This window comes from Microlunatus elymi, from assembly GCF_007362775.1.
Classification (GTDB): domain Bacteria; phylum Actinomycetota; class Actinomycetes; order Propionibacteriales; family Propionibacteriaceae; genus Microlunatus; species Microlunatus elymi.
Genome location: NZ_CP041692.1, coordinates 230,438 through 253,470, shown reverse-complemented (window position 1 = coordinate 253,470; position 23,033 = coordinate 230,438). Strand labels below are relative to the sequence as shown.

General features: G+C 67.8%; 22 protein-coding genes. 11 read left to right on the top strand and 11 right to left on the bottom strand.

Annotated elements, in window-relative coordinates; all coding sequences use genetic code 11:
* Positions 1-37: 37 nt before the first annotated feature.
* From FOE78_RS01085 to FOE78_RS01070, 4 genes are all read left to right on the top strand, one after another.
* The gene (locus tag FOE78_RS01085; RefSeq protein WP_210414753.1) at positions 38-2,065 is read left to right on the top strand and encodes a S53 family peptidase; all 2,028 of its coding nucleotides are present in this window, start codon (positions 38-40) and stop codon (positions 2,063-2,065) included.
* A 156-nt stretch (positions 2,066-2,221) separates the two neighbouring features.
* Positions 2,222-3,379: a DNA polymerase III subunit beta family protein gene (locus tag FOE78_RS01080; protein ID WP_143984683.1), complete on the top strand. Its 1,158-nt coding sequence runs from the start codon at positions 2,222-2,224 to the stop codon at positions 3,377-3,379.
* A gap of 2 nt (positions 3,380-3,381) precedes the next feature.
* Positions 3,382-4,269 (top strand): MFS transporter, encoded by an 888-nt coding sequence (locus FOE78_RS01075; RefSeq protein WP_143984682.1) that lies wholly within the window; start codon positions 3,382-3,384, stop codon positions 4,267-4,269.
* A gap of 2 nt (positions 4,270-4,271) precedes the next feature.
* Complete coding sequence (locus FOE78_RS01070) at positions 4,272-4,625, top strand: MFS transporter (protein ID WP_143984681.1); 354 nt, start codon at positions 4,272-4,274, stop codon at positions 4,623-4,625.
* A 241-nt stretch (positions 4,626-4,866) separates the two neighbouring features.
* Here FOE78_RS01070 and FOE78_RS01065 read toward each other — a convergent pair whose 3' ends face one another.
* From FOE78_RS01065 to FOE78_RS23925, 3 genes are all read right to left on the bottom strand, one after another.
* Entirely contained in the window at positions 4,867-5,322 is a 456-nt protein-coding gene (locus FOE78_RS01065) for a VOC family protein (protein ID WP_143984680.1), read from the bottom strand.
* A 157-nt stretch (positions 5,323-5,479) separates the two neighbouring features.
* Entirely contained in the window at positions 5,480-5,884 is a 405-nt protein-coding gene (locus FOE78_RS01060; protein ID WP_143984679.1) for a helix-turn-helix domain-containing protein, read from the bottom strand.
* Positions 5,885-5,902: 18 nt separating this feature from the next.
* The gene (locus FOE78_RS23925; RefSeq protein ID WP_228265989.1) at positions 5,903-6,496 is read right to left on the bottom strand and encodes an LOG family protein; all 594 of its coding nucleotides are present in this window, start codon (positions 6,494-6,496) and stop codon (positions 5,903-5,905) included.
* Positions 6,497-6,767: 271 nt separating this feature from the next.
* Here FOE78_RS23925 and FOE78_RS01050 point away from each other — a divergent pair, with 271 nt between their 5' ends.
* The 4 genes from FOE78_RS01050 to map all read left to right on the top strand — a co-directional run bounded on the left by FOE78_RS01050 (position 6,768) and on the right by map (position 11,235).
* Positions 6,768-8,057: a L,D-transpeptidase family protein gene (locus tag FOE78_RS01050; RefSeq protein ID WP_228265988.1), complete on the top strand. Its 1,290-nt coding sequence runs from the start codon at positions 6,768-6,770 to the stop codon at positions 8,055-8,057.
* A gap of 38 nt (positions 8,058-8,095) precedes the next feature.
* On the top strand, positions 8,096-9,172 hold the full coding sequence (locus FOE78_RS01045) for a branched-chain amino acid aminotransferase (RefSeq protein ID WP_168207304.1): 1,077 nt from the start codon (positions 8,096-8,098) through the stop codon (positions 9,170-9,172).
* 69 nt (positions 9,173-9,241) lie between these two features.
* Positions 9,242-10,327, top strand: coding sequence for a zinc-binding dehydrogenase (locus FOE78_RS01040; protein WP_143984676.1), 1,086 nt, complete (start codon positions 9,242-9,244; stop codon positions 10,325-10,327).
* Between the two features lie 140 nt (positions 10,328-10,467).
* A complete protein-coding gene (gene map, locus FOE78_RS01035; RefSeq protein WP_143984675.1) occupies positions 10,468-11,235 on the top strand; it encodes a type I methionyl aminopeptidase in 768 nt (255 codons plus the stop codon).
* Positions 11,236-11,245: 10 nt separating this feature from the next.
* Here the strand turns inward: map and FOE78_RS01030 are convergent, their stop codons facing one another.
* From FOE78_RS01030 to FOE78_RS01005, 6 genes are all read right to left on the bottom strand, one after another.
* The gene (locus FOE78_RS01030; protein WP_143984674.1) at positions 11,246-11,563 is read right to left on the bottom strand and encodes an ArsR/SmtB family transcription factor; all 318 of its coding nucleotides are present in this window, start codon (positions 11,561-11,563) and stop codon (positions 11,246-11,248) included.
* Positions 11,560-12,033, bottom strand: coding sequence for an SRPBCC domain-containing protein (locus tag FOE78_RS01025; RefSeq protein ID WP_143984673.1), 474 nt, complete (start codon positions 12,031-12,033; stop codon positions 11,560-11,562). The genes FOE78_RS01030 and FOE78_RS01025 overlap by 4 nt, the downstream gene beginning before the upstream one ends.
* A 104-nt stretch (positions 12,034-12,137) precedes the next feature.
* Positions 12,138-13,769 carry a thiol reductant ABC exporter subunit CydC gene (cydC, locus tag FOE78_RS01020; RefSeq protein WP_143984672.1) on the bottom strand — a complete coding sequence of 544 codons (1,632 nt, stop codon included), beginning with the start codon at positions 13,767-13,769 and terminating at the stop codon, positions 12,138-12,140.
* Entirely contained in the window at positions 13,766-15,430 is a 1,665-nt protein-coding gene (gene cydD, locus FOE78_RS01015; RefSeq protein WP_228265987.1) for a thiol reductant ABC exporter subunit CydD, read from the bottom strand. The genes cydC and cydD overlap by 4 nt, the downstream gene beginning before the upstream one ends.
* 263 nt (positions 15,431-15,693) lie before the next feature.
* Positions 15,694-16,731 (bottom strand): cytochrome d ubiquinol oxidase subunit II, encoded by a 1,038-nt coding sequence (cydB, locus tag FOE78_RS01010; RefSeq protein WP_143984671.1) that lies wholly within the window; start codon positions 16,729-16,731, stop codon positions 15,694-15,696.
* A gap of 10 nt (positions 16,732-16,741) precedes the next feature.
* Positions 16,742-18,229 (bottom strand): cytochrome ubiquinol oxidase subunit I, encoded by a 1,488-nt coding sequence (locus FOE78_RS01005; protein ID WP_143984670.1) that lies wholly within the window; start codon positions 18,227-18,229, stop codon positions 16,742-16,744.
* 88 nt (positions 18,230-18,317) lie between these two features.
* Between FOE78_RS01005 and FOE78_RS01000 the strand changes: the two genes are divergently transcribed.
* Together FOE78_RS01000 and FOE78_RS00995 are read left to right on the top strand one after the other, a co-directional pair.
* Complete coding sequence (locus FOE78_RS01000) at positions 18,318-18,710, top strand: BlaI/MecI/CopY family transcriptional regulator (protein ID WP_228265986.1); 393 nt, start codon at positions 18,318-18,320, stop codon at positions 18,708-18,710.
* A gap of 19 nt (positions 18,711-18,729) precedes the next feature.
* Complete coding sequence (locus FOE78_RS00995) at positions 18,730-19,656, top strand: M56 family metallopeptidase (RefSeq protein ID WP_143984669.1); 927 nt, start codon at positions 18,730-18,732, stop codon at positions 19,654-19,656.
* A 106-nt stretch (positions 19,657-19,762) separates the two neighbouring features.
* On the opposite strand, the gene FOE78_RS00990 is transcribed toward FOE78_RS00995, so the two are convergent.
* Positions 19,763-20,647, bottom strand: coding sequence for a phosphotransferase family protein (locus FOE78_RS00990; protein WP_143984668.1), 885 nt, complete (start codon positions 20,645-20,647; stop codon positions 19,763-19,765).
* Positions 20,648-20,740: 93 nt separating this feature from the next.
* A complete protein-coding gene (locus FOE78_RS00985; RefSeq protein ID WP_168207303.1) occupies positions 20,741-22,324 on the bottom strand; it encodes a molybdopterin-dependent oxidoreductase in 1,584 nt (527 codons plus the stop codon).
* A 151-nt stretch (positions 22,325-22,475) separates the two neighbouring features.
* Between FOE78_RS00985 and FOE78_RS00980 the strand changes: the two genes are divergently transcribed.
* Complete coding sequence (locus FOE78_RS00980; protein WP_143984667.1) at positions 22,476-23,027, top strand: alpha-ketoglutarate-dependent dioxygenase AlkB family protein; 552 nt, start codon at positions 22,476-22,478, stop codon at positions 23,025-23,027.
* Positions 23,028-23,033: the final 6 nt, after the last annotated feature.

Sequence of the window (23,033 nt, the reverse complement as noted above, 5' to 3'; positions counted from 1 at the left end):
CAGCGGATCGCCAGCCACCCGGACCAGGAAGGAAATCATGCGCAGCCGTTCCCCCCGGTTGAAGCGCGGACTGACCATCGCAGGCATGACGACGCTCAGCGTCGCGATGGTCGGACTCGCCAGCACCACCTCGTCTGCCGACCCAGGAGCTCGCCGGTCCTTCCCCGGCTCCGTGCCGGCCTTCGTCTCCGCCGCCAACGACGTCGGAGCCAGCAGCGACACCACCGTCGAAGGCGAGGTCTACCTCGACCTGCAGGACGAGGTGGGCGCCCAGCGGTTGGCTACCGCGGTCTCTACGCCCGGTAACGCCAGCTACGGCAAATACCTGACGCCGGCGCAGTGGATCAAGCGGTTCGCGCCGACCAAGGCCGACCTGGCCTCGGTGAAGAAGTATCTGAAGCAGAGCGGGATGACCATCACAGCGATCCCGGCGAGCCGCGAGTACGTGGTCTTCCGCGGCCCGGCCGACGAGGTCGACGCCGCCTTCGGCACGGCACTGCACAACTACCGGATCGACGGCACCACCGTCTCGGCACCGAGCAAGGCGCCGACGCTGCCCGTTTCGGTCGCCGGCAAGGTGCTCGGCATCAGTCTCGGCAACGCGCGCAGCAAGCTGACTCGGCCCTCCAGCGTCCGCCAGGGCGAGGGCGTACCGGGTGCCCAGCGTTCCAGCACCGGGGTCCAGGGCTCCGGCGCGACCACCAGCGGCGCGGCCAAGGCGACACCGCGCAGCCAGGCCGCCACCACCAGCCAGTGCTCGACCTACTACGGCGAGTACAAGGCCACGATGCCGAGCGCGTACGGCAGGACCAAGTTCCCGACCTTCGTCTGCGGCTACCTGCCCAGCCAACTGCGGTCGGCCGGCAACGTGGACCGACTGATCAACTCCGGCTATGACGGCAGCGGCGTCACCGTCGGCATCGTGGACGCGTACGCCTCACCGACGATCGTGCAGGACACCAACGACTACATGCGCGCGGTCTACGAACCGCTGATGAGCCGGTTCACCCAGATCGGTGCCAAGCCGGCCGACTTCTCCGACGAGGCGCTCTGCGGCTATCCGTCCGGGTGGCAGACCGAGGAGACCATCGACGTCCAGTCGGCACATTCGGTCGCGCCGGACGCTCACATCCTCTACTCCGGCGCCTTCAACTGCGGCGGCGGGATGGACATCGCCCTGTCGGCGATCCTCGATCACGGCCGGGCCGACCTGGTCAGCAACAGCTACGGCTACACCGGCGAGGCGGTCGGCAACGACGTCATCCGCGGCCAGCAGAACATCCACATCCAGGCTGCCGGCACCGGCATCGGTCTCTACTTCTCCAGCGGCGACGACGGTGACGACACTGTTGATCTTGGTTACCCCGCCGCGAACTGGCCGGCCACCTCGCCGTACGTGACCGCGGTCGGCGGCACCAGCGAGGCGATCAACGCCCGCGGCGGTTACAAGTCCGAGGTCGGCTGGGGTGACCAGCTGGACAAGGTGGTGAACGGCAAATACAGCTCGCCGCTGCCCGGTGACACCTACGGCGGCGGTGCCGGCGGCGGCGTCAGTACGGTGATCGCCGAGCCCGAGTATCAGCGGGGCGTGGTGCCGACATCCCTGTCAGGTAAGGGAAACAAGGCGTCCCGGGTGATCCCGGACGTGGCCGACCTGGCCGATCCGTACACCGGATTCCAGATCGCGATCCGGCCGATCACCGACGACAGCACGCTGGCCACCGGTGACCTCGAGTATCAGACCTGGGGTGGTACGAGTCTGGCCAGCCCGATCGTCGCGGCCAAGATGGCGATCACCCAGCAGAGGACCGGACAGCAGCTCGGCTTCGCGAATCCGGCGCTCTACCAGCAGGCGAAGGCACATCCGGGCGCGTTCCACGACATCGTCACTCCGGCCGCCCCGCAGGCACTGAGCTACACCAGTGCCAAGTCGGGCAACCTCTATCTGGTCACCCTGAACCAGGGCGGCACCCTGAAGACCCGGACCGGTTATGACGACATCACCGGGATCGGATCGTTGAAGACTCCCAACCTGGCCGCAGCCCTGGGCAGCAGTCAGGACTGACCCGACCCAGTCCCCAATCCCACAGCCGCACTACTTACCGCAAGCCGCACCGGTTGCAACCGGTGCGGCTTGCGGTAACTGGTGCGGCTATCGGCGTACGGGGCGGACCCCGGCGGCGCTTGACCTTCGACCAACTCGAAGCCGCAGGATGATCTTGTGACCCAGACCTCGCTGCTGACCATCGGCGCCTTCGCCCGATCGGTCGGGCTGACGCCGAGCGCGCTGCGGTTCTACGACGACGCCGGGCTGCTCGCGCCGGCCACCGTGGACGGCCGGACCGGCTACCGCTACTACGACGACGGCCAACGCCAGCAGGCAGTCCTGGTCCGGCAGATGCGCGAACTGGACGTGCCGCTGACCACCATGCGGGCGGTCTTGGAGGCCGAGCCCGACCAGGCCGAGGCCTTGCTGCGTACGCACGCAGAACGGCTGACCGAACGGGCCGACCGCGCACGGGCCGCGGTGGACGAGATCGTCGGCGCCCTGCGCGGCCGTGGGATCGAGGCGGCGGATTCGGCGACGACATTCGTGGTCGGTGCGGTCGAGTTGGCCGGGGCGATCCGGCAGGTGGCGCCGTTCGCCGCCGCCGATCATGACGAGGCGGCGTTGGACTGTGTGTTGGTCGACGCGAGTGAGGGTGAATTGACGCTGGCCGCGACCGACCGCTATCGGATGGCCGCTCGAACCCTGCCGCTGAGCGAGCTGGAAGGGGCGCCTCGCCGGATGCCCGTGCCCGCCGCGGCGCTGACCGACGTCGTCGACTGGCTGATGCGTCGTCGCCGGGTCCGGCTGACCGGTCGGGCCGGATCGTTGATGATCAGCGACCATGATCAACTTCAAGAGCCGGAACGGGTCGAGGTGGCCGTCGTCCACGATCGTTTCCCGGACTACCGTCGGGTGCTGACCGGAACGGCGGAGGAGGCCGTCAGGAGCCGGGTGATCACCGATCGCGTCCGCCTGCTGACGTTGATCGCGGCCGATCAGACCAGCACCGTCGTGCTCCAACCGGAACAAGATCAACTTCGGATCGGACGGCTGAACGATCCGGAGACCCGGACGTTGCCCGCCTACTGCTCCGGCCCCTTGCACCCGATGGCGTTCTCGCCCGCCCTGTTGGCTTCGGCGCTGCAGAGCAGCGTCGGCCCGGACGTGCTGATCGAGGGCGCGCCCGGGCGGGCGGCCGTGGTGCGGTCGGCCGATCAGGGCAGTTTCAGCACCCTGGTGATGCCGCGTCGGCTGGATGGCACCGGTGATGCACCCGGCGATCCGACCCGTGACTCGTCGCCTGACCCGGGTGCGGGCACGCCGAGTTGATCATGACCGGACAGCAGTACGCCGTCCGGGCGGGTTGGCGGTCCGGGTCGGCCGGCTTCGGGCTCTACGTCGGCGCGAGCACGCTGGCCGGCCTCGGCAGCACCATGCTGGCCTTCGCCGTCAACTGGGAGGCGACCGGGTTCGGCGCTCGCATCGCCGGTCTGGTGGCGACCCTCGGTGCACTGCCGCGGGCGATCCTGATGTTGCTGGGCGGCGCGATCGCCGATCGGCACGGGATCCGCCGGATCATGATCATCTGCGATGCGTGCATGACGACGATCTTGATCAGCTCGCTTTCGATCTTGATCGGCACCGAGTCGACACTGCCGGTGATCATCGGGCTGTCCGTGCTCGGCGGTGCGATCTCCGCCTTCTACCTGCCGGCGGCCGGCGGATTCGTCCGTCTCTTCGTGCCGGCCGAGCGACTGCCGAAGGTGATGGCCCGGGTCGGCGGTGTGCAGCAGGTGGCGCGACTCGTCGGCCCGGGGCTGGGTGCGCTGGTGGTGGTGGCCGCCGGCCTGATCGGTGCGCTGGGCGCAAACCTGATCAGCTACCTGGTGATCATGGTCGCGCTGCTCGTGGTCCGGCCGCCGATCCGGCTTGCCGCCGATTCGGGTGAGCACCCCGCGGTCAAGGGCACCGCCGGTCAGGTGCTGGACGGCCTGCGGCAGGCCGGGCGGACTGCCGGAATGCCCGCCGCGCTCGGCTCGCTGGCCCTGGTGGCCGGCGGCGTCCTGCCGGTGATCTATCTCGGAGTGCCGCTGCTGGTCCGCGAACAAGGCCGGGGTGTCCGCGCCGCCGGTTGGATCGAGAGTGCCTGGATCGTCGGCTCGCTGCTGGTGACGGTGATCATGGCCCGCTGGGGCGCCTACCGCCGGGCCGGAGGATGATCATGATCGGGCCGTTGGCCGCCGCAGTCGGGGCGATCATGATCGCGGTCGCGCCGACGCTGCCGTGCGCGGTGTCCGGGTCGGTGCTGATGGGCATCGGCACGGCGACCTTCACCGGTCACCTGATCCCGCTGTTCCTGGTCTGGACGCCGCCGGAGTTGACGGCCAGATTCCAATCCCTGTTCGGCATCGTGCAGGCGGTGCCGATGGTGATCATGAACCTGGCCTACGGCCTGATCGCCGCCCGGCTCGGCGCCGGCAGCGCCCTCCTGGTCACCGCCGGGATCTGTGCCGCCGCCGCGCCGGTGGTGCTCGGCAACCACCGGCTGCGGACCAGCATGATCAACTCCGAGTGAGCCGGCACCCGCCGTGTCGGTGGACGCGGGTGACCGCCCGGCTCGAATCCCAGGAGCTATGGCCACGCGTAAGGCGCCCTCTGCTGGGATTACAAGAATGCTGCGCCAGTGAGCACAGACTGCCCGAGATCGGGCGGTTCGAGGTCACTGGTGCAGGGATCTTGTCATGCGGTCCGAGCGCGAGGAGTTCCGACCCCACCGATCGCGCTCCGACGTTGTGAGGCGGGTGGACTCGCCGAGGTCAGTTCGCGTTCTGGGAAAACGCGTCAGCGGGCAGGTCGTTGGCCCAGACCTTGATCGTGCCGATCCGGATCCGGTTGCCGAACGGGTCGCGCAGGCCGAAGTCCACCCCGTACGGCTGCTCGGTCGGACCGTCGGTGAGCTCGACTCCCTTGGCCTTCAGGTCCTCGTAGCAGGCGTAGGCGTCGTCGGTGGTGAAGATCAACCAGCCGCCCATCACTCCCTTGGTGAGCAGGTCTCGTACCTGCGCGGCGGTGGCTTCGTCCATCGCCGGGGCTCCGGGACGTTCCAGCAGGATCTGCCGTTCCGGATGCCCGGGCACCTGGACGGTCAGCCAGCGCATGAAGCCGAGGTCGAAGTCGGTGCCGACCTCCAGGCCGAGCTTGTTGGTGTAGAAATCGAGGGCCTCGTCCTGGTCGAGGACGAAGATCTGGGACTGACTCACTGAGTTCAACATGAGGTCGAATCTAGGGCTCGACCGACCGCCGCTGCTTATCCAAAACTGCTCACTTCCAGCCGACTTGTCAGTCGGTGGTTTGGCTAGGAGGGTGCTGAACAAGGCGCTCGTCGCGCAGCAGAGCGGATTGTTCAGCACGCTCCTCAAACCACACCAGCTACTGACAAGTCGGCCGGGTGGGGCGGGTCCAGGACATCACGAAGCAGCCGGGGATCGGCGGGATCGGGCCGCGGCCGCGATGTCTGGACGGAGGCTCGCCGACGATCGCGGTGAAGGTCCGGCTGAAGGTGCCCAGACTGGAGAAACCGACTCGGTAGCAGATCTCGGTCACCGACAGGTCGGTGTTGCGGAGCAGAAACATCGCCCGTTCGACCCGACGCCGTTGCAGATAGCGATGCGGTGTTTCGCCGAACGTCGCCGAGAACGTACGGATGAAGTGCGCTTCGGAGACATGCGCGATCCCTGCCAGGGCAGGGATGTCGAGCTGCTCGGCGAAGGTCCGATCCATCGCGTCCCGGGCCCGCAGCATCCGCCGATTCTGGTCCTCCAGGGCGTAATTCATGATCAGCTTCGCCGGGGGTCAGCGTTCCTTGTCGCCGGCCGACGCTGCGGCGCCCGACCATTTCGGCGGCGGCGGTTCGACCGCGGCCAGTCGCTTCAACAGCAACTCTGGGTCGGCATCGATCTGCAACGCTTCGCGATATTGCGGCTTGAGGAACCCCTCGGCCACCATGTGATCGAGCAGCGGCGTCATCAGCTGGAAGTAACCGGCCACGTCGAGCAGCCCGATCGGTTTGTTGTGCAGCCCGAGCTGGGCCCAGGTCCACACCTCGAAGAGCTCCTCCAGCGTGCCGGCGCCGCCGGGGAGAGCGATGAACGCGTCGGCCAGCTCGGCCATCTTTGCCTTGCGCTGATGCATGTCGGCGACCTCGTACAGCTCGGTCAGGCTGCGGTGGGCGATCTCCCGATCGACCAGCTGCCCCGGGATCACCCCGTACACCTGTCCGCCGGCGGCCAACGCGGCGTCGGCCATCACGCCCATGGTGCCGACCGTGGCGCCGCCGTAGACCAATCCGATGCCGCGCTCGGCCAACAGTCGACCCAGCCCGGCGGCCGCCTGTGCATACGCCGGGATCCGGCCGGTCGACGAGCCGCAGAAGACACAGATCCGCACCCCGCCAACGTACCGGCTCGCCACCCTCGCTCCCGCGCACCGGCGACGCTGCGGCGCAGGTAGGAACGTGCGCGGGAGGACCGACGGTGCGCGGGAAGGCTCGTGGCGCCGAGTAGCGGATGGTTGCGAGCAGATAACGGATCGACGCACGGGCTGGTGTCGGTGGCGCCGCACCGGCAGGTTGGCCCGTAGGTTGAGGCCGTCGTACGTGTCCGGGCCGCGCCCGAAACCGTACGACGGATGCGTTCCCCAGCACCCGCAAGGAGTCGATGTGGCCGACAACCGGCCGCGGACGAGCCGCCGCGCCACCCAGCATTCCGCACTCACCACGAAGTCCGGCACGGGCCCGCGGTCGATCCGGACCGCCGCGGTGACCTCGATCACCGGAGCCCTGGCCGCGGTCGTGCTGGTCGGCTGCGGACAGCTGCCGGCCGACATGGCCAAGCCGGGAGCCGGAGCCTCCTCCGGCAAACCGGTGGCATCGGCCAGCAGCAGCCCTCCGGGCATCAGTGCCGCACCGAGCAGCAGCCCGTCCTCGACCAAGGCGACAGCCACGACCTCGGCCGCCGAACCGGCCGCGAAGCCCAAGTCCACGACGTCCACCAAGCCGTCCAGCAAGCACACGGACAAACCGGCCGCGAAGAAGACCACGGCGCCGGCCAAGATCATCTACCGGACCGGCGACGACGGGCAGCAGATCCGGGAACTGCAGGCCCGGCTGAAGCAGGTCGGTTGGTATTCCGGCGACGTCACCCCGCACTACGGTGCGCAGACCGCGACCGCGGTGAAGGGGTTCCAGGACAAGCGTGATTTGTCCCCCACGGGAGTTGTGGACGAGGTCACCTGGGCCAAGCTGACCGCGATGACCCAGCAACCCAGTCACAACGAGCTGTACAACATCGAACCGGCCGGCCCGGCGATCATGAAACAGGGCGACAACGGCACCAAGATCAAACAACTGCAGGCACGACTGGCCCAGCTGGACTGGTTCAGTGAGAAGATCACCGGCTACTACGGGTCAGTCACATCGCAAGCAGTGAAGGGATTCCAGGACAAGCGCCGCCTGCCGGCCACCGGTGACGTCGACCAGAAGACCTGGGATCGGCTGGTCGGCATGACGAAGGAACCGACCAAGGACGAGCTGTCCGGCAACGATCCGAGGACCCAATCCGGCGGCAGCACGAGCGAACTTGATCAACGCTGCCTGACCGGTCGGGCGATGTGCATCGACAAGACCAGGAACCAGCTCGTCTGGGTGATCGACGGCAAGCCTCAATTGCGTTTCGACGTCCGGTTCGGGGCCGACACCTCGCCGACCCGCGAGGGTGCGTTCAGCGTCGGCTGGAAGGCCAAGGACTGGACTTCGACCATCTACCACTCGAAGATGCCGTACTCGATGTTCTTCTCCGGCGGCCAGGCGGTGCACTACTCCTCCGACTTCGCCGCCCGCGGGTACGCCGGCGCATCCCACGGCTGTGTCAACGTACGAGACCTGACCGGCATCCAGAGCCTGTTCAGCCAGGCGCAGGTCGGCGACAAGGTGATCGTCTACCGCAGCTGATGACGCCACGGCCGAACCCGCGGCGTAACGTGCTGAAAATGAGCCAGACCGAGGAAGCACGCACGCCGGAGACCACCGAACCGGAGCACGGTGAACGGCGGCTCGGCTTCGGCGCCTTGTTCAGCCGGCACGTGATCAGCGCCCGCTACGCCGACGGTGTCTGGTCGGGAACCGAGCTGCTCGACTTCGACGATCTGCGGATGTCACCGGCGGCAATGGTGATGCACTACGGACAGGCGATTTTCGAAGGCCTGAAGGCTTTCCGGGCCGATCAGCGGACAGTGTTGATCTTCCGAGCGGCCGACTGCGCGACCCGATTCGACCGTAGTGCGACCCGGATGGGGATGCCGCCGTTGCCGCCGGGCCTGTTCGTCGACGCGGTGACCCGGCTGATCAGCGCCGACGCCGCCGAGGTGCCGAGCTCGCCCGGCAGTGCGATATACATCCGGCCGGTGATGTTCGCCGACGAGCCGTCGCTGGCAGTGCGGCCGTCGACCGAGTTTCGCTTCCTGGTGCTGGCCTCGCCGGTGGACAGCTTCTTCGCCAGCGGCCGGACCATGATCGACGCGTACGCCCAGCGCAGCCACATCCGGGCCGCGCTCGGCGGCACCGGCGATGTGAAATGCGCCGGCAACTACGCCGGCGCGATGGCGGCCAAGACCGAGGCGATGTCCCGCGGCTGCGACGAGGTGCTTTGGCTGGACGCCGTCGAACACCGCTTCCTGGAAGAGTTCGGGGCGATGAATTGCTTTGTGGTGCAGGGATCCGGGGCTTCCGCAGAGTTGATCACGCCACCGTTGACCGGCACCATCCTGCCCGGCCACACCCGCGCCACGGTGATCAACTTGGCCCAGCGCCGGGGGATCGCGGTGCGGGAAGCGCCGATCGCGCTGGACGAGGTGCTCGACCCGGACGGCATGATCAGCGAGGTGTTCGCCTGCGGTACCGCAGCCGGCGTCGCACCGGTCCGCACGATCGTCACCGACGCCGGCCGGACCCGTACTTTCGGACATCGGCCGGGCCCGATCACCGCCGGTCTGGCGGCTGACTACACCGCACTCGTACACGGCGCGTTGGCGGCCGAGCCGGACTGGATCATCCGCATCGAAGGGTGACCGGGTGGCGTGGTGTGCGCGCGACCTTCTACGGTGACAGGCAGCGTCAGCGCGAGGAGGAGAAGCCACATGGTCGACGTCATTCCGGATCGGATGAAGGCCGTCATCTGTCACGGACCCGAGAACTATTCGCTGGAGGAGATCGCCGTACCGAGGCCCGGCCCGGGCGAGATCCTGGTCAAGGTCGAGGCCGTCGGCATCTGCGCCAGCGACCTGAAGTGCTACCACGGCGCGGCGAAATTCTGGGGCGACGAGAACCGGCCGGCCTGGGCCGAGACCGAGGTGGTGCCCGGGCACGAGTTCGTCGGCACCGTCGTCCAGCTGGATGATCAAGCCCGCAACAAGCGTGGGGTCGAGGTCGGTGACCGGGTCACCGCCGAGCAGATCGTGCCGTGCTGGAAGTGCCGCTACTGCGTACGCGGTGAGTACTGGATGTGCGGGCCGCACGACATGCACGGCTTCAAGCGCAGGAATCCGGGCGCGATGGCGGAGTACATGATCTACTCCACCGACGCCCTCGTGCACAAGATCAGCAAGGACCTGCCGCCGGCCCACGCCGCCTTCGTCGAGCCGCTGTCCTGTTCACTGCACGCGGTCGAGCGGGGAGGAATCAAGTTCGAGGACACCGTGGTGATCGCCGGCGCGGGCCCGATCGGACTCGGCATGATCGCCGGGGCGAAGGCGAAGAACCCGCTGCGAGTGATCGCCCTCGACGTCGCGCCGAACAAGCTTGAGCTGGCCAAGAAGTGTGGCGCCGACCTGGCCCTCAACATCGCCGAGGTCGACGTCGTACAAGCGATCAAGGACCTGACCGACGGCTACGGCGCCGACGTCTACATTGAGGGCACCGGGCATCCGTCGGCCGTGCCGCAGGGCCTGAACCTGCTGCGCAAGCTCGGCACCTACGTCGAGTACAGCGTGTTCGGCTCCGACGTCACCGTGGACTGGTCGATCATCTCCGACGACAAGGAGCTGAACGTGCTCGGCGCCCACCTCGGCCCGTACTGCTGGCCGGCCGCGATCAAGCTGCTCGAGTCGGGCATCCTGCCGATGGACGAGATCTGCACCCACCAGCTGCCGCTGGCCGAGTTCCAGGCCGGGCTCGACCTGGTCTCGGACGGCACCAAGTCGATCAAGGTGTCGCTGATTCCCTGAGTGCTGCGCGAGCGAGGTAAGAACGTCGGAGCAGATGGCTTTGAACCCGCCAGATCGGGGGTTTCGGGCCATCTGCTCCGACGTTCTTACCGCTCAGCGCCGAGCATCGCCAGCCGACGCCGTGGGGGTAGGGTGCACGGGTGATCGAGTACCGCACGCCCGAAGAGGTCGAGGAGATGCGTCCGGCGGGACGCTTCGTCGCCGACGTACTGACGGCGCTGGCCAAAGAAGCCAAGGTGGGCAGCAATCTGCTCGATCTGGACGCGCTGGCGCACGAGATGATCAAGGACCGCGGCGCCGAGTCCTGCTACATCGACTACCACCCGTCGTTCGGTGCGATGCCGTTCGGCAAGGTGCTGTGTACGTCGGTCAACGACGCGGTGCTGCACGGACTGCCGTACGACTACGACCTGGCCGACGGTGACCTGGTCAGCTTCGACTTCGCCGCCTCGGTGGACGGCTGGGTGTCGGACTCGGCGCTGACCGTGATCGTCGGTGAACCGCGGCCACAGGACCAGCGGCTGATCGAGATCACCAACGACGCGCTGCGGGCCGGCATCGCCCAGGCCCGACCGGGCAACAAGCTCGGCGACATCTCCGCGGCGATCGGCGCCGTCGCCAAGCAGCATCGGCTGCAGGTCAATCTGGAGTTCGGCGGACACGGCGTCGGGCACACCATGCACGGCGATCCGCACCTGCCCAACAACGGCCGCCGTGGCAAGGGTCTGCGGTTGCGGCCGGGTCTGGTGCTGGCGATCGAACCCTGGTTCCTGCACACCACCGACCAGATCTACACCGATCGCGACGGCTGGACCCTGCGCAGCGTCGACGGTTCACGGGGCGCCCATGCCGAGCACACCGTGGTGATCACCGACGGCGAACCGCTGGTGTTGACCGCCCGCGACTGATCGAACCCGGTCAGGTCTGATCTTCGGCCAGCTCCTTGATCCTGGCCAGCCGGCGGTCCCAGGTGCGGGCGATCTGCTCCAGGTCGCGGGCCAGCTCGTCGAGCCGGCCACCGAGCGCGCGGTGGATCACCTCACGGCCCCGCTGCTCGGCCTCGACCAGACCGACCGCCTGCAGCACGTCCAGGTGCCGGACGATCGCCTGCCGGCTGACCGGGAACTCCCGAGCGAGGGCCGACGCGGACGCCGGCCCCTCGCCCAGCCTGCTCAGGATCGCCCAACGGGTGTCGTCGGCCAGAGCAGCGAACACGTCGGTCAAGGCGTGGGTCACGACGCCTCGACGAGGGCACGAACCAGACCCAGCTCCAGCTCCCAACCCTCGGTGTTGCCGGCCCGATCGGCGAGCCAGTCCTCGCGCGGCTTCTGCAGCTTGCTGAATCCGCTCTCGACCACGCTCAGTAGGACGCCGTCGGGCTGCGGTTCGAGTCGGAACTCCACCAGCGTCGACCGCTTGATGCCGTCGTCCGGCAGTTGATGGTGCCAGCGGATGGCGACGTAGTGAGGTGGGTCGGACGCGACGGTCTGCATCCGGTACTCGCCGAGCTTCGGACTGCTCACCACGGTGACGTCGCCCTCTTGGCGCAGGTCCGGTTCGGGATCGATCTCGGTGCCGTCGTTGATCCACCAACCCGGCCGGGACACGATCTCGAACACCTTCTCCGGGCCGGCGTTGATCTTGATGTTCTTCTCGATCCGATCCAGCGGATCGATCTCGGTGGCTTCCTGCACTGCGTTGTTCATGCTTCCTCCTCGATGAGTAACTGCAATTCTAGGGTTGCACATAATCGCGAGAAGTGCAACCCAGCAGTTGCACAACGGCGTACCGAGCGAGCGTGCCCAAGAGGTCAGAGGTGAACCACGCGATCGCAGCAACTCATCAACCGCGGATCGTGGGTGATCACCAGCACCGCCGTTCGCGCAGGCACGGTCATGACCAACTCGGTGATCGCTTCGGCGTTGTTGCGATCGAGATGTTCGGTCGGCTCGTCCATGATCAACAGATCGAAGTCGCCGGCGCACGAGCGGGACACCTCGAGCCGGGCCAGCGCCAGCCGCCGAGCCTCGCCGCCCGAGATCGCGGCGCCGTACTCACCGACCTGGCGATCAAGATCAAAATCGAGTCCGACGCTCGTCAGGGCTGCCCGGACCTCGGCATCGGATGCGTCCTTGGCGCCGATCCGTACGTTCTCGGCCACCGTGGTGTCGAAGAGGTGCGCGTCCTGAGCCAGATATCCGAGCCGGTGCGGCACGAGAATCGAACCGGCGACCGGCGGCAGGAATCCCATGATCGTCTGGGCGATGGTGGACTTGCCGCGACCGCTCGGACCGATCAGGGCGACGCGCTCGCCACGCCGTAGCGTGAGCTCGAACCCCGCCACCACCGCAGCTGTTCCGGGCCAGCCGACCGTGAGATCCTTTACCTGCAAGGCGATCTCGCTGTCGGCGGCCGTCGCCGTACGCGTTCCTGTCGATCGAGTCAGCGGACGAGACAGCAGCGCTGCAACCCGGTGCAATGAGGTACGGGTCCGCAGCCAGGTCTGCGCCGTCACTGGCAGCTGGGCGACGACCTCGTGCAGAGCCAGCGGCGTCAACGCAAACACGGCGAGATACACCGGGTCCAGGCCATGATCAACAACAGCGCTGCCGCCGATCAGCAGCGAGCCGACGATCACCAGCCCGGTGATCGACCATTGCAGGCCGCCCGCGAGCCCGGACCAGTACGCGGCACGCCGCTCGGCCGCAGCCAGCCTCCTACTGACCGTGCTCAGCCGACCGAGAGCCGCCGCGTCGGCGCCGTTGGCCACCAGGCCCTGCCGTGCCCGGGCGACCTCGTCCACCTGATCGGCCAGTTCGGCGCGCAGCGGTGCCATCGATGCGGTCGCGGCCGCTGACCCGCGCGCGATCAGCAGTGGCACCAGCACCCCGGACAACACCGAACCGACCAGCAGCAGCACGCCGGCCGGCCAGGAGATGAACGTGATCGCCGCTGACGCCGCGATGATCACGATGGCCGTGGACGCCACCGGGACCATAACCCGTACGACGAGATCCTGGACCGCGTCGACGTCGGCCAGCACCCGTGCCAGCAGGTCACCGCCACGGCGCAGCGGCCGTCCGTCGGCGAGACGCTCGAACACTCGCAGCCGCAACTTCGCCTGCCAGCGCAACGCGACATCATGGCCGGCGATTCGTTCCCGATAGCGGAATACGCCGCGACCGATGCCGAGCGCTCGCACGGCAACGATGGCCGACATCAGGTAGAGCACCGGGGGATGCTGCGCCGCCCGGGACAGCAGCCAGCCGGACAGCGCCATCAGCCCGACCGCGGACAGTTGCGCCAGTGCGCCGAGCAGGATCGGGCGAATCATCGGCCAGCCGGAATCCTTGCCCAGCAGGCGAATTCGCTGCTCCGGACGGGGTTCGGCGACACCCCGGTGGGAGGTGGCGTGCACGGCAGCGGCGGGTTCGCCGATCATGCTCGACGGCGCTCCGTTCCGGACGCGAGCAACGCCCCGGAGCCGTCGCCGGTCGCGGATCCCTGTCCAGACGTGGATCCCTGACCAGGTTCTGATCCGGTTCCGGGTCCGGTGAGCTGGATGACCTCGTCGGCCGAGGCGAGCACCGCCGGGCGGTGCGAGACCACCAGCGCGGTCACGCCGAGCCGACGAATGGTGGCGAGTGCGTCGAGTTCGGTCTGTTCGTCCAGTCCCGCGGTCGGCTCGTCCAAGATCATCAACCGGGCTCCGCCGTATCGCACCCGCAGCCACGCACGGGCCAGCGCCAGCCGGCGCAGCTCGCCGGCGGAGAGCATGCCGTCCGGAGGTTGCAACCTCCGATCCGGATCAAGATCAACCCCCGCGGCGGCCATCGCCCGCTTGACCTGCACCAGCGATGCGGACGGCCGACCCATCCGTACGTTGTCGGCAACGGTGCCGGTGACCAGCGCGGGATTCTGCCCGACCCAGGCGATCGCGTTCCGGAGTGCGTCCGGCCGGATCCGGGCGAGATCGCGATCGTTGATCATCAGCCGCCCGGCGTCCGGTCGGGTCCAGCCCATGATCATCGACAGCAGGGTGGACTTGCCGCCACCACTCGGTCCGGTCAAGCAGGTCAGCCTGCGGGCCGGCGCAATCAGGTCGACACTGTCGAGCACCGGTGCCGCGCCGGGGTAGGCGAACCCTACGCCGGCTACGGTCACGGTCAGCGGACCAGCCGGAAGTTCGTCCTCGCCGACCGACGGCTCTGGCGCGGCGTCGATCAGATCGAGTGCCGCCCGTGCGGCGGCAGCACCGTTGGCGGCGTCGTGGTAGTGGCTGCCGACCTTGCGCAGCGGCAGATACGCCTCCGGCGCCAAGATCAACACGAACAGGGACGTAGTCAGGTCGACCGAGCCGCTGATCACCCGCAGTCCGATCACCACCGCCACGATGGCCACCGACAGAGTGGCCAGCAGCTCCAGCACCAGCGCCGACAGCAGGGCAATCCGCAAGGTCGCCAGCGTCTCCACCCGATTCGCCTCGCCCGAGCGGCGCAAACCTTCGGCCTGAGCCTTGGCCCGACCGAAGGCGCGCAGCGTGGGCAGGCCGGCGATCAGATCGGCGAAGTGGTGGGCCAGCCGAGCCTGCACCCGCCAGCGGCGACCGGTCAACTTCTGCGTGGTCCAGCCGATCAAGATCATGAAGATCGGGATCAACGGCAGGGTCCCCGCGATGATCACCGCACTGAGCAAGTCCTGAACGGCGATCGCGATCCCGATCACCAACGGAACCGTGACCGCCAGCACCAGCTGCGGCAGGTACTTGGCGAAGTAGCCGTCAAGATCATCGAGGCCGCTGCTGATCAGCGTTGTCACGGTGCCGTGATCGGGCTGCCCGGCCGACGGGACCAGATACGCCTGCATCACGTCGCGACGCAGCTGCGCCTTGACCGCGATCGACGCGCGCACCGCCGCCAGATCGCTCAACCAGGACAGCAATCCACGCGCCACGAAGGCAGCCGCCAACCACGGCGCGACCTCGACCAGCGGCTGCGGTCGGCCGGAGTCGAACGCGCTGCCGACGCCGTACGCGATGAACCAGGCAATCAGCACAACGGTTAGCGAACTCGCCGTGCCGATGATCGTCTGCAGGATCAGCAACCGACGCGCCGCTGCCGCCCGGCGGAGCAGCTGCGGATCAACCGGCCCGCGATGTTGATCTTGGTCTGCTCCGCCAGGAGCACTCGGTCCGGTGTGGTGCTGGATCGCCTTGGCTTGCGTTCCTGGTCCTTCGACGAGCTCAGAACCCCGGGCGAGAGGTTGCCCTTGCTGGCAACGGCGATCCGCGCTCAAGTGTCCTGAGCCTGTCGAGGGACCGGGACTCGAGCCGGTACGCACACCCTCGGTGATCAAACTGGGCATCGTCACGGCACCACGGATGGTTGGGCGGCTACCGACTCTGGTTCCTCCATCGCGACGGTGATCCGCTTGCGGAAGACCCAGTAGGTCCACGCCTGGTAGGCCAGCACCAGCGGCAACAGCACCAGCGCGGACCAACTCATGATCGTCAGCGTGTAGTGGCTTGCCGAGGCGTTGTGGATGGTCAGGCTCCAGGCGGGGTTGCTGGTGCTGGGGATGAGCCGCGGGTAGAGCGAGGCGAAGAAGGAGACCACCAGGCCGGCCACTGCGACCGCGGTGCCGGCAAAGGACCAGCCGTCACGATTGCGCAGATGCATGCCGAGTCCGAAGATCAGCCCGGCCAACGAGATGACCGAGGCCAGCAGCACCCAACCGTGATTGATCGTCACGACGCCGAAATTGAACCAGCAACCGAAGCTGAGTGCCGCTGCGGCCGTGACCGTGCCGATCACGCTGGCCGTCCGCTTGGCGCGCAGCCGCAGTGCACCGGTCGTCTTCAGCGCCAGGAACACCGCGCCGTGGGTGAGGAAGAGCAGCAGTGTCACCGCTCCGCCCAGCAGGGCAAAGGGATTCAGTAGGTCGGTGAAGCCTCCGGTGAAGTCCTGGTCGGCGTTGATCGGCAGCCCGCGGACCAGGTTGGCGAAGATCAAACCCCACAGGAAGGACGGCAGTGTGGACCCGACGATCTGGCAGGCATCCCAGCCGCGCCGCCAGCGGACGGTCTCGTGATGCTCGCGATACTCGAACGAGATCACTCGGACGATCAGACCGACCAGGATCATCAACAGCAGCAGGTAGAAGGCGCTGAACGTGCTTGCGTACCAGCCGGGGAAGGCGGCGAACATCGCGCCGGCGGCAACGATCAGCCAGACCTCGTTGCCGTCCCAGATCGGCCCGATGGTGCTCAGCATCGCTCTGCGATCGCCCTCCCGGCGGCCGATCACCGGCAGCAGCATGCCGACCCCGAAGTCGAACCCCTCGAGCACGAAGTAGCCGAGCCACAAGATCAGCTGGGCGACGAACCAGACCGTGGTGAGTTCCATGATCAGCTCCTCAGAAGGCGTAGGAGAGGGGTCGGTCGGTTGCCTCGTCTTCGGGCTCGGCATCCAGCACGGGCAGTCCTTGACCGATGGTGCGGGTGAACAGCCGGAGCTCGATCACCGCGAGGATGCCGTAGAGCAGGGTGAAGACGATCAGCGAGATCCACACCTCGGTCGGACTGAGGTTCGGTGAGACCCCGGCCTTGGTCGGCAGCAGGCCGAACACAAGCCAGGGTTGTCTCCCGGTCTCGGTGAAGATCCAGCCGAACGAATTGCCGAGGATGGGCAGGAAGGGCAACAGGATCGGGCCGAATCGCCAGACCAGACCCCACAGGCCGGTCGTCACCGGGTCACGGTTCTTGCGGGTCAGCCACAAGATCAACGCACCGCCGCCGAACGCCGCGATGCCCATCCCCATCATCAGCCGGAAGGTCCAGTAGGTGGTGGGGATGTTCGGCGCGTACTCGCCCGGGCCGTAGGTCTGCTCGTACTGGGCCTGCAGGTCGTTGATGCCGTGCACCTCGGCGGTGAAGTTCTCCTCGGCCAGGAAGGACAACAGCCGAGGAATCTTGATCGACCAGACCTCGTGCTTGCCGTCCAGGGTGCCGATGGTCAAGATCGAGAACGAGGCCGGCTTCTCGGTGTTGTAGAGCGCCTCGGCCGCGGCCATCTTCATCGGCTGGACGTCGGTCATCACCTTGCCCTGCAGGTCGCCGGAGATGAACGTGCCCGCACCCGCGACCAGCAACGCGACTGCCCCGACCCGCAACGCCGTACGGAAGGTGGCCCGCTCCTCATCGATCCCTGAGCCTGTCGAAGGGCCGGTGATCATGTCTTGCTCCGGCCGTTCGACAGGCTCACGTTCTTTGCCGGCGCGGGCGATCCGCGTCAGGTGCCAGGCGGCGACGGCTACGACGATGCCGGCGCCGACCAGGTAGCAGGCGAAGATCTGATGCGGCAGCGTGACCAGCAAGACCGGGTTGGTCAGCACCGCGCCGAAGTCGGTCAGTTCGGCACGTCCGTTCACGAGCTGGAAGCCGACCGGATGCTGCATGAACGAGTTCGCCGCGAGGATGAAGGTCGCGCTGAGCACGGTGGCGCCGGCGACGATCCAGATGCAGGCCAGATGCACCCTTTTCGGCAGCCGATCCCAACCGAAGATCCACAGGCCGAGGAAGGTCGACTCCAGGAAGAACGCCAGCAACCCCTCCAGTGCCAGCGGTGCGCCGAAGATGTCGCCGACGAAGCGGGAGAACTGGCTCCAGTTCATCCCGAACTGGAATTCCTGCACGATGCCGGTGGCCACTCCGATGGCGAAGTTGATCAGGAACAACTTCCCGTACAGCCGGGTGAGGCGAAGGTAGCGGTCCTTGCCGGTGCGTACCCAGGCGGTCTGGAAACCGGCGACCAGGCCGGCCATCCCGATCGTGACCGGGACGAAGAAGAAGTGATAGACGGTCGTGGTCCCGAACTGGATTCGCGACAGCAGTTCCGTGTCCATGTGCATGACGGTAACGCAGAACTACTACGAACCGTAGTACGAATCGATGTAGTACTGATCACGGTAGTACGCGAGCTAGGATGCGGGCGTGGTTAGTTCTCTGGGGGATCTGGAGCGCCGGGTGATGGAGGAACTGTGGAGTTCCGACGGCCCGCGCTCGGTCCGTGACGTCCACGCTGCGCTCACGCGCGAGCGGGACCTGGCATATACGACGGTGATGACGGTCCTCGACCGGTTGGCGAAGAAGGGATTGGTGCATCGGGAGAGTTCCGGGCGCGCCTACCTCTACGCCGCCGTGCAGACCCGCGAGGAAATGGTCGCCGACGTGATGCACGACGCGTTGGTCGGCAGCGAGCGGGATCGCACCGCTGCGTTGGTCGCGTTCGTCGGCAAGGTGACGCCAGACGAGGCGGCGACCATGCGCGAGGCACTGGCCAAACTCGAGGCCGGCGCCGCACCCGCCGACTCCGCCAAGAACTGACCCGACCGGCTGCGTTGGCATGATTGGTGTTGCGCTCGGCATCCTGGCCGTGATCCTGGTCGGCCCCGGCTCGATCTGGGTCGGTCGCTGGCGTTTCCTGCACCGGGCGCCGCGGCCGGCGGTTGCGTTGTGGCAGGCGGGTTCGGTGGCTGCGTTGCTGTCGGTCGTCGGTGCCGGTTTCGCGCTCAGCCTCGGCCTGTTTCGTACGCCGGAACCGCCGCTGGCCGAGATCATCGTGTACGGCACGGTGCTGCTGTTCACGGTGATCGTGGTGCTCCGGCTGATCTGGTCGTTGCTCATCGTCGGCCGCACGTCCCGGCTCCGCCGGACCCGGCATCGCCACGCCCTCGACCTGCTCGACCAGATCGAGCGGCGGACCGCACTTCCCGGAGTGGTGGCCAGCCCGGGGCTGCGGGTGATGTCGGCTGCCGAGCCGGTCGCCTATTGTCTGCCGGCGGTGCGGCAGTCCCGGGTCGTGCTCAGCGAGGGCGCACTGCAGACGCTCGCCGCCGATGAGGTCGCCGCCGTGCTGGCCCACGAGGAAGCCCACGTACGCGCCCGGCACGATCTGGTGCTGGACACCTTCGCCGCACTGCACCGAGCCTTCCCGATCGCGGTCCGCAGCGAGGTCCCGCTGAACGAGGCGCGGCTGCTGGTGGAGTTGCTCGCCGATGACGCCGCCCGCCGTCGCACCGGACCGATCCCGCTGGCCCGCGCCCTGGTCGCGATGGCCGCAGCCCCGGTGCCCGGGTTCGCCATGGGCGTCAGCTACGGCACCGCCGTACGGGTCGCCCGGCTGGCGGAACGGCCACGGCCGCATCGACTTCTCAGTGCCGGCATCTACGCGCTGGCCCTCGGGCTGATCGCGCTGCCGCTGGTCATTCTCGGCGCCCCGACGGTGTTCGCCTGGCTGCACGTGACCGGGCTGAACCTCGGCTGGTATTGAGTCATCTGGGGGCGGCATTACAAAAATGCTGCGCCACTTGGCGTGTGCTGGCGGATTTCGGGCAGTGCGGCGTCACTGGTGCAGAGATGTTGTAAACCTGACGCGGTCAGAGGCGGGCGGCGGCGGATCGGACGAACTCGTCCAGCCGCGGGTGGGGATCGCCGCCCATCGAGACGGCGGTGACCAGATCCCAGTACGGGTCGTACTCGCGCCGGCCGGTCGCTTGCAGCCACAGGTCAAGGAAGCGGTCGGCCACCGGTTGGCCGTGGCGGCGGGCCAGGTCGATCCGGCAGAGGGCGACATCCTCCTCGGGCGGGCCGGCGCAAGCCGACACCCAGTCCACCACGCCGGACACCGAACCGTCCTGCCACAACACGTTGCCAGGATGAAAGTCGCGATGCAGGAAGACGCGTTCCGATGGCGGCCGGTCACCCTCGTACGCGGTGATCGCGCGCTCCCAAGCCCAGCGGTGTCGGGTCCAGGTCGGGGGCACCTCCTCGGGCGGGTACGGCGACCAGTCCCGCATCGTGGCAGGTCTCGGCGTGCGGTGGATCGTGATCATGGTCTGCAGCAGCGCGGACAGCCATCGGTCGAGCTCCGGCGGATCCCAGATCACCTCGCCGGGCAGCGCACTCATCAAGACCATCGGGGATCCGGTGTTCAGGCCGTCCGGATCGGCCGCGACCGTTCGCGGCGCCGGCACCGGCGAATTCTCCAGCAATTCGAAGGCGAGGAGCTCGTTGCGTGGCGCCCACGGCTCCTCGTCGATCCAGTCGAGCACGAACCGTTGCAACACCAGCGAATCAACATCCTCGCCGTCGGCCCCGGAAACAGTGAGCCGATGCAGCGCCGCCGACTGCCCGCCGTCCAGCGGTTCGGCAGTGACCACCCGGCGGCCGGTCTGTTCCTCTACCCAGCGCAGCGCCGCCTCCGGCACTTCTCCGCGCAGTTGCCGGTGCAGGTCAGCCGGGAGATCGAAGCCGTAGGTCACCCGCACATCGTGCCGACTGACTGCCCGAAACGGCCAGCGAATTGCCGCGCCGGCTCGAGCACGGGACGGCCCGGGCCGCCGGGTCGCCGAGCGTCAGCGGACCCGTACGTTGACCGTGTGCCAGCCGGTGGCGCCGTCGGGTGCGGGCGGTGCGGAGGCCGCGGTCTGCAGGTTGCCGTCGGCATCGGTGGCGCGCACGGTCAGTTGATGATCGCCGGGCGCTGCATCCCACTCGTACACCCACTGCCGCCAGGTGTCGGCGCTGACCGTGGCCGCCAGCCGGGCGGTGCGCCAGGGTTGCGAATCGACCCGGACCTCGACCTTGGAGATGCCGGTGTGCTGGGCCCAGGCGACCCCGGCCACCGCGACCCGCCCGGCGTTCACCGCACCGGTCGGGGTGTCGATCCGCGAGGCGAGCTTGATCGGCCCGCGGGCCGACCAGCCCAGCGGCGTCCAGTAGGCCTGATCGTCGGCGTACGTGGTGACCTTGAGTTCCTTGACCCACTTGGTCGCCGACACGTAGCCGTACAGGCCCGGCACCACCAACCGGGCCGGGAAGCCGTGCTCGGCCGGCAGCGGTTCGCCGTTCATCCCGATCGCGATGATCGCGTCCCGGTGCGGATCGGTGAGTGCCGACAGCGGACTGCCCGCGGTGAAACCGTCGACGCTGCGGGACAACACCATGTCGGCCCCCGGCTTGGGACCGGCCCGCGACAGCAGCTCCCGCAACGGGTAGCCCAGCCAGCGGGCGTTGCCGGCCAGGTTGCCGCCGACCTCGTTGGAGACGCAGGTCAGGGTCACATAGAACTCCGACAGGGGCAGCTTCAGCAGCTCCTGCCAGCTGATCGTCACCTCCCGTTCGACCATGCCGGTGATCCGCAAGGTCCAGTCGGTCGGGTTGACGATCGGTACGGTCAGGGCGGTATCGACCCGGTAGAAGTTGTCGTTGGCGGTCATGTACGGGGTGAGGTTGTTGATCTTGAGGTTCGCGCCGGCCGGCACCGGCGGGGCAGGTTCGGCAGCTGCCGGAAGTTTGATCATGGAACGTGCCTGCAGGGCAAGGGATTTGCCGCTGGCGAGGACCCGACTGCCGCCGCCGATGATCAGCGAACCGGCCGCGATCGCTCCGGTCAAGATCAGGAAGTGGCGCCGGTCTGCGGTCATCTCTCGGGTGGCCGGGACGCTGGGTGGCGCCTCGACTCGATGCAGCCGGGTGATCAACAACCGCAGCACCAGATAGGCGACCACCATCCCGATCAGCACCGGTGCGTACGCGTTGGCCGAGACGTCCGGTTGTGCTGCGATGGCGAAGATCGAGAGCACCGCCAGCAGCGCGGCCCCGATCGCGCCGAGCCCGGTTCGGGCGTACTCGAGCCGGCCGGCGAATCCGCCCACGGCCAGCGCGACGATCGTGATCACCACCAGCAGCACCGGCTTGTCGGCAAAGCCCAGGGTCTCCTTGCCGAAGTTGATCAAGGGTGCCGGCAGCACCTTGATCAAGTACGTGCCGACGGCGCTGATCGGTGAGCCGAGCGGCGCGATCAGCCAGGTCAGCAGCTCTGCCGCGGCCAGCCCGGCCAGGGCGGCGGCGATGCCGCTCAACCAGGCCCAGCCAGGCCCCCGTCGATCCGGTCGTGCCGCGTCGGCCGGCGCGGTGGCGAGCGTTGTGTTGGTCACCAGACCATCGTGCCCCGATCCGGTCGTTTGCGGCCCGGCGTGCCCCGATCCGTCAGCGATCCGCAATCGCTGGCAGTCATCTGTGTCCAGATCCCCTGAAGCGGCGTCCCACCCTGCGTACGTTGGTAGTCCGCGATGGATCGGAGGAGCGATGGAACTGCCCGCGTGTTTTCGCTACCTCCCCGGCTGGGTCGAGGACGAGGACCGGGTGTACGCAGCGTTGGTCGACGCGATCGCGTGGGAGCAGAACGACATCACGATCGCGGGGCGGACGATCAAGATCCCGCGGCTGACCTGCTGGATGGGGGACGCCGCCTACACCTACTCCGGCGTACGCAACGAGCCGAAGCCGGCGCCGGAGGCGCTGCAGGCGTTGCAGCGGCGACTGGAGCAGGAGTCGGCGGCGACGTACAACTCTTGTCTGGCCAACCTGTATCGCGACGGCCGGGACTCGATCTCCTACCACAGCGACGACGAACCGGAGCTGGGCGACCGGCCGACCATCGCCTCCATCAGCCTCGGCGCTCGCCGCCGCTTCACCATCCGGCACCAGGAATCCGGGCAACGGTGGCAGCTCGACCTCGGCGCCGGCGACTTGTTGATCATGAAGGACGAGTCGCAGTCCGACTACCGGCACGCCGTGCCCAAGACGCGTACCGCGGTCGGGCCGCGGATGAACCTCACCTACCGCTGGTTCGGCTGAACCTCT

Excerpts from the sequence above, each read along its gene's own strand:
- FOE78_RS01005 (WP_143984670.1), bottom strand. The coding sequence starts at position 18,229 with ATGGACACGGAACTGCTGTCGCGAATCCAGTTCGGGACCACGACCGTC.
- FOE78_RS01075 (WP_143984682.1), top strand. The coding sequence starts at position 3,382 with ATGACCGGACAGCAGTACGCCGTCCGGGCGGGTTGGCGGTCCGGGTCG.
- FOE78_RS01060 (WP_143984679.1), bottom strand. The coding sequence starts at position 5,884 with ATGAATTACGCCCTGGAGGACCAGAATCGGCGGATGCTGCGGGCCCGG.
- FOE78_RS00980 (WP_143984667.1), top strand. The coding sequence starts at position 22,476 with ATGGAACTGCCCGCGTGTTTTCGCTACCTCCCCGGCTGGGTCGAGGAC.
- FOE78_RS00995 (WP_143984669.1), top strand. The coding sequence starts at position 18,730 with ATGATTGGTGTTGCGCTCGGCATCCTGGCCGTGATCCTGGTCGGCCCC.
- FOE78_RS01040 (WP_143984676.1), top strand. The coding sequence starts at position 9,242 with ATGGTCGACGTCATTCCGGATCGGATGAAGGCCGTCATCTGTCACGGA.
- cydB (WP_143984671.1), bottom strand. The coding sequence starts at position 16,731 with ATGGAACTCACCACGGTCTGGTTCGTCGCCCAGCTGATCTTGTGGCTC.
- FOE78_RS01045 (WP_168207304.1), top strand. The coding sequence starts at position 8,096 with ATGAGCCAGACCGAGGAAGCACGCACGCCGGAGACCACCGAACCGGAG.
- FOE78_RS01025 (WP_143984673.1), bottom strand. The coding sequence starts at position 12,033 with ATGAACAACGCAGTGCAGGAAGCCACCGAGATCGATCCGCTGGATCGG.
- FOE78_RS01070 (WP_143984681.1), top strand. The coding sequence starts at position 4,272 with ATGATCGGGCCGTTGGCCGCCGCAGTCGGGGCGATCATGATCGCGGTC.
- FOE78_RS01065 (WP_143984680.1), bottom strand. The coding sequence starts at position 5,322 with ATGTTGAACTCAGTGAGTCAGTCCCAGATCTTCGTCCTCGACCAGGAC.
- cydC (WP_143984672.1), bottom strand. The coding sequence starts at position 13,769 with ATGATCGGCGAACCCGCCGCTGCCGTGCACGCCACCTCCCACCGGGGT.
- FOE78_RS01085 (WP_210414753.1), top strand. The coding sequence starts at position 38 with ATGCGCAGCCGTTCCCCCCGGTTGAAGCGCGGACTGACCATCGCAGGC.